The sequence below is a fragment of the Lutispora sp. genome (genome assembly GCF_041687175.1).
In the GTDB taxonomy this organism is placed as follows: Bacteria; Bacillota; Clostridia; order Lutisporales; family Lutisporaceae; genus Lutispora.
This window is the reverse complement of record NZ_JAWLCK010000039.1, coordinates 1987-7823: the sequence shown is the minus strand read 5'-3', so window position 1 is coordinate 7823 and position 5837 is coordinate 1987. Positions and strand designations below refer to the sequence as shown.

Genomic DNA, 5837 nt, shown 5'->3' with positions numbered 1-5837 from the left:
TTATGCACCCAAATCCTTGGATTTTTTCTCCTTCATAATGGTTGAAGCTGTGTAGATAAGGACTACAGCAAGTAGGAATAGAATAACAGACATTACACCTAATAAGATATTTCCAGCACCAAAGTGGTTTTTAATAAGGAAAGCTAATGCAGTTAACGTTACTGCAAACATGAATATCATTGGTATCATTGTCATCTTATAATTTTTTCCTGAATTAGCAAGCCATACTGTTACTGCTAACAGTGCAAGTCCTGCGAGCAATTGATTTGCAGATCCGAACATAGGCCAAATCTTTGTGTAGCCATACATAAGAAGTACGCATGAAGCTCCAACTGTAGCTGCAGTAGCAACATACATATTTCCTGCACCGGATTTTGATTCAGTTTCATCTGCCTTATCAAAGAATTCCTGGAATACATATCTGCCGATTCTTGTTGCAGTATCAAGGCTGGTGAGAGCGAAGGCAGAGAATGCAAGTATTACGAATACTTTACCTATTTCGACAGGTATGCCGAAACTTGCCATAAAGGTTGCGATACCAGAAGAGAATATTGCTGCAGGTGTTCCGCTTGCATCTTTGAAAGCACCGATGGATATCAATGCCAATATAGCTACTACACCTTCTATTAGCATTCCACCATATCCTATGAGTTTGGTATCTTTTTCGTTGTCTACCTGCTTTGAAGTTGTTCCGGACCCAACAAGAGAATGGAAACCAGATATAGCTCCGCAGGCAACGGTTACAAACAACATTGGGAATAGGTATTGAGCTTTTGCTCCTTCACCAATTGTGAATCCATTTGAAGCTGAGATAACCATATCGGGTCTTACAATAATTACACCTATGAATCCACCTATAAGCATTGCATAGAGAAGGAAGGAGCAGAGATAATCTCTAGGCTGCAGCAATAGCCATACCGGCAGAGTAGATGCCGCGCAAATGTAGATGATAAGAACTACATTCCATCCCATCTTGGAAAGCTTTATAACTGGGAAATTGTAGCCTAAGAATATACAGAACAGTAATAGTGCAACGCCAACTACAGATGCAACACTTAGCTTTGCGCCTTTCCTGTAAACAAAATAACCGAAGCACATTGCCAAGACTATGAATAGGATTGAAGCTGTACCTGCTCTTGCTCCTGTCAAATCTCCATTAGCAGGATCATAAGCGAAAGTGCCAGCACAAATGTCAGTAAATGCTGCCACAACCAAAACAAGTGTTAGCCATGCAAAAACATTAAATAATATTTTTGCCTTCTGACCCAAATTCTGTCTGATTATCTCCCCTATGGAGTTTCCTTTGTGTCTTACTGATGCAAATAGAGCGCCCCAGTCATGAACACCACCGAAGAATATACTTCCAATAACGATCCATAGATAAACAGGAAGCCATCCAAATACTGCTGCTTGTATAGGACCAGTTATTGGGCCTGCGCCGGCTATGGATGAGAAGTGGTGTCCTAGTAAAACATTTGGATTTGCAGGGCAATAGTCAATATCGTCCCTCATTGTATTAGCCGGTGTCTTTTTTGAGGGATCGATGCCCCATGATTTAGCTAAAAAGGCACCATAAGTAGTGTAGGCAACTATAAATAATATTGCGCCTACTAAAAGAAGTACTAATGAGTTCATTAAAAAACCCCCCATAAAATATATTTAATAGACCCAGCTCTATTAGAGTTGAGTATATTACCAGGTAACAGAATCAGTTTATTTAAAACTTATAGAACTTTATTACCTTCTTGCCGGGTTTATTAGTAATAATCTTCTCAATATCGGGGTTAATAACCAGAAGTCTTATTTCGCTCCAGCCATGAAGTGAGAAAAAATAAGACTTGCTGTGTTTGAACTTCTTAACATACTGAATAATATTATCATCTAATGGACTGTTTGTTACTAGTACTCCTGTTATATATGTACACATATGATCTCTTTTCGGCTGGACGAAAGTATCAACAGCTTTTTTTAGAAATTCTGTAAAGGTTATTACTGATGACAATTCTATATTATCAACTTTTTTCACATAGCATATTTCATTTGTTTCAAATGAATCTATTATGTCCTTTTGTGTAATAAAGGTTCTTCCCTGCACATCATTAAAATGAGCACATATATCAATTGATTCATTCAAAATATTTACATTTCTACTAGTATTATAATATATGCAGTACCTATCATACAAATTATCAATATAAGAATTTGAAACCATAAAATACATCTCCATACACTTTTATGCTTTTAGATTGAAAATTCGCTGATTTTTTTAAAATTCCTTCTTTTATCTATAAGAATTTATAAGCATAATTGAATATTTTTTCAATTTTGAATTATGTGGCAAACCCATTGCCATATATGGCACCATTTTTCCGATAGATTTGTGAAGGGAAAGAGAAAAAGCAAGAAAATCAAAGAAAAAATAACTTTGGTTATTTGGCATGATTTATGCAAGCTAATAAATAAAATAAAGTTAAGAAAGGAGGATGTATATGGCTAGATATGAAGAACTTCAAGACAAAAGAGTTGTAGTTACTGGAGGTGCAAGCGGAATAGGCTTTGCAACTGCTAAGAGATTTGCTAAAGAAGGTGCCAAGGTAGTAATTTTTGACTGGAATGAAGCTGCTCTGAAAAATGTTTTAGCAGAAAATCCTGATTTAGCAGGCGGTGTAAAGGTTGATGTGAGCAATCCTGAAAGTGTAAAAGAAGGCTTTTTGAAGGTTGATGAGATTCTTGGTGGCATTGATGTGCTTATATCTAATGCAGGAATCAGTGTTCGAAACTTGGTCAAGGATGCAGATTTTGAACAATGGACTAAAGTAATAGGCATAAATCTAAATGGTATGTTCCTGTGTTCAAAGGAAGCATTGAGCAGAATGGAAAAACAAAAATCCGGAGTAATATTATTTACCGCATCCACAAACGGAATGGAAGCTCATCCCTATTACGCAGACTACAATGCCTCCAAGGCAGGAGTTATACTGCTTGGAAGAACCCTGGCATTGGAATATGCACCATATATAAGAGTCAACTCAATATGCCCAGGATATGTATTAACACCTATGCAAAGAGCAGAGTACACAGATGAAATGCTAGAGAAGGTAAATGAAGGCATTCCAATGAAGAGGCATGCGACTCCCGAAGAAGTAGCTGCATTATTCGTATTCTTAGCATCTGATGAAGCCAGCTATATAACTGGTCAACATATACCAATCGATGGTGGAGAAACTGCATAAAACATATTTGAAGTTGTATTCGGAATAATAAACGATAATTGAGGAGGTTAATATATGGCATTTTTAAAAATAACTCCCATATTCTTATTGGCAGGTTTAATGATATCTGGAATGGATTTAGTTATCGCAGCACCTTTGGCTACCATATATGCAGCAGTTGTAGCTGCTATTACAGAAAAGCATAAATACAATGAAATCATGGAAAATGGTTTTGATGCTGTAAAAGAAATGATAGTAGTGTTCTTTATATTGATGTTTGCTTATGCTGTGGCTGAAACATTTATGGCTACAGGTGTTGGAGCTTCAATCATAATAATTTCATTGAAGCTTGGTGTGACAGCGAAAACCGTTGCAGTTGTAGGTTTCGTGGTTACTGCCTTACTATCCATAGCTACGGGCACTTCCTGGGGTACTTTTGCATCATGTGCTCCGGTTTTCTTATGGCTCAATCATATAGTTGGAGGAAATATAATCCTTACAGTATGTGCCATAGCAGGTGGATCTTGCTTTGGAGACAATATCGGTCTTATTTCCGATACTACAGTTGTTAGCTCAGGATTACAGAAAGTTAATGTTGTTGATAGAGTAAGACATCAAGGCGTATGGTCTGCTCTATGTCTGGTTGTGTCAGCAATATTATTCTTTGTAGTAAGCGTTGCTATGGGATTGCCCTCACAAGTTGGAAGCGCTGCTGAGGCTATCAGTCAAATACCGGCTGAAGTGTTTGAAAGTCTTGCAGAAGTAAGACCTGCCGCAATAACACTGTTAGAGCAGGTAGAAAGTGGAGTTCCATATTACATGGTAATTCCTATGATAATTGTTATAGCTGTTGCCTTTAAGGGAGTTCCAACAATGATATGCCTTGGAACAGGTATTGTATCTGCTCTTGTATTTGGGCTGTTTGCAGGCACAGTAGAATCTATAAGCAGTTTCTTAGGTCTTGTACAGGCAGGCTTTGAAAGCGCCGGAAGCTGGTCAGTTGTAATGATGCTCTGGATTGGAGCTTTCGGTGGAATAATGAAGAGCATCAATGCATTCGAACCTATATCTAATTTTGTACTGAAAATTTCCAGAAATGTAAGACAGCTTATGTTCTATAATGGAATTATGTGTTTGTTAGGAAATGCAGCCTTGGCTGATGAAATGGCTCAAATAGTTACGATTGGTCCAATCATAAAGGAAATGACTGACGAAAATGTAGAAGCCAGCGAAGAGGATATGTATAAATTGAGACTCAGAAACTCAGCATTCGGAGATGCGATGGGAGTATTCGGTTCCCAATTAGTTCCATGGCACTGCTATATCGGATTCTATGTGGCAGTTTGTATGGCAGTATATCCACTCCACGCTTTCACGCCTTTTGATGTTATGAGATATAACTTTATGGCGTTTGTAGCTGTATTCTCGATGCTATTCCTTACATTGACCGGATGGGACAGGTTTATACCATTGTTTAAAATTCCATCTGAACCTCAGGTAAGGTTAAAGAAGAAGTAGGTCACCAAAAATACTGGAGAAGTAAAAGCTTAATATTTTACATTGTGTACTAAACCCCCTGATGCTGCATAAAATGTATTAACATTTTATGCAGCATTTTATCTGTGCAAAGATGATGAAAAGTGTAAAATAATGTGGTAAAATTAGACTATCTATGAATAAGGCGGTGCAATATGAATATTTTTACTCACAGATATGATGGCAGGCGGTTGAAAACCATAAGCCCTTTTGTAAAAATCATACCCTATATAATGACAAAAAGAAGCGATGCACATGTATTCAGCAAAATGACAATAGTTACAGATACCATAAATGAATATATCAAAGAAAAGCAAAAACAGGGATTTAAAATAACTTATTTGCATCTTTTTATAGCCGTATTTGTCAGAGTTATTGCACAGAGACCACAGTTAAACAGATTCATCATGAACAACAGGATTTATGCAAGAAATAGGATATGGATATCTTTGTCCATAAAAAGAACCCTTAAGGATTATGGTGAAGAAACAACTGTAAAATTTACATTTACAGGTCATGAAAATATATATGAAATTGCTAAGATTATAGATAAAAATATAGCTGAAAGCATACCAGTAGGAACAAATAACAAGGTGGATAAGATTGCTGACAGGATAATGTCCTTGCCCAATATAATCGTAAAACTTCTTGTAGGCTTATTGAAGCAAATGGACAAGCTAAATATATTGCCTGGTTCCATTATAGAAGCAAGCCCTTTTCATACTACATTGTTTTTTACCTACCTTAAATCAATAAAACTGGATTATGTATATCATCACATTTATGATTTTGGTAACACAGGCATATTTATTTCACTGGGAAAGGAAAAGAAAATACCTGTTGTAGAGAAGGATGAGATAAAAATACAAAAGGTATGTGAAATCGGAGCAGCCATAGATGAAAGGATATGCGATGGCCTTTATTTTTCTAATTCTCTTAAACTGGTGAAAAAATATCTAGAGAATCCTTATTTGCTGGAAGCTAATCTGGAGGAAGTAGTACAAGATGTAGAATAATAAATATCACATATAACCTGAAGCTGCATAAAATGATAATAGTATTTGTGCAGCTTCAGGTTTTTTATGGTCA

Annotated in this window: 5 protein-coding genes; 3 read left to right on the top strand and 2 right to left on the bottom strand. The window is 36.6% G+C overall.

Annotated elements, in window-relative coordinates; translation table 11 throughout:
- Both ACESM9_RS07700 and ACESM9_RS07695 read right to left on the bottom strand, forming a co-directional pair.
- A complete protein-coding gene (locus ACESM9_RS07700; protein ID WP_372996944.1) occupies nucleotides 1-1635 on the bottom strand; it encodes a carbon starvation protein A in 1635 nt (544 codons plus the stop codon).
- A gap of 82 nt (nucleotides 1636-1717) precedes the next feature.
- Nucleotides 1718-2212 (bottom strand): hypothetical protein, encoded by a 495-nt coding sequence (locus ACESM9_RS07695; protein WP_372996942.1) that lies wholly within the window; start codon nucleotides 2210-2212, stop codon nucleotides 1718-1720.
- Between the two features lie 277 nt (nucleotides 2213-2489).
- Between ACESM9_RS07695 and ACESM9_RS07690 the strand changes: the two genes are divergently transcribed.
- The 3 genes from ACESM9_RS07690 (at nucleotide 2490) to ACESM9_RS07680 (ending at nucleotide 5764) form a co-directional block, all read left to right on the top strand.
- On the top strand, nucleotides 2490-3233 hold the full coding sequence (locus ACESM9_RS07690) for an SDR family NAD(P)-dependent oxidoreductase (protein WP_372996940.1): 744 nt from the start codon (nucleotides 2490-2492) through the stop codon (nucleotides 3231-3233).
- A 54-nt stretch (nucleotides 3234-3287) separates the two neighbouring features.
- Nucleotides 3288-4730 carry a Na+/H+ antiporter NhaC family protein gene (locus ACESM9_RS07685; protein WP_372996938.1) on the top strand — a complete coding sequence of 481 codons (1443 nt, stop codon included), beginning with the start codon at nucleotides 3288-3290 and terminating at the stop codon, nucleotides 4728-4730.
- A 173-nt stretch (nucleotides 4731-4903) separates the two neighbouring features.
- Nucleotides 4904-5764, top strand: a complete 861-nt coding sequence (locus ACESM9_RS07680; protein ID WP_372996936.1) for a 2-oxo acid dehydrogenase subunit E2 — start codon at nucleotides 4904-4906, stop codon at nucleotides 5762-5764.
- Nucleotides 5765-5837: the final 73 nt, after the last annotated feature.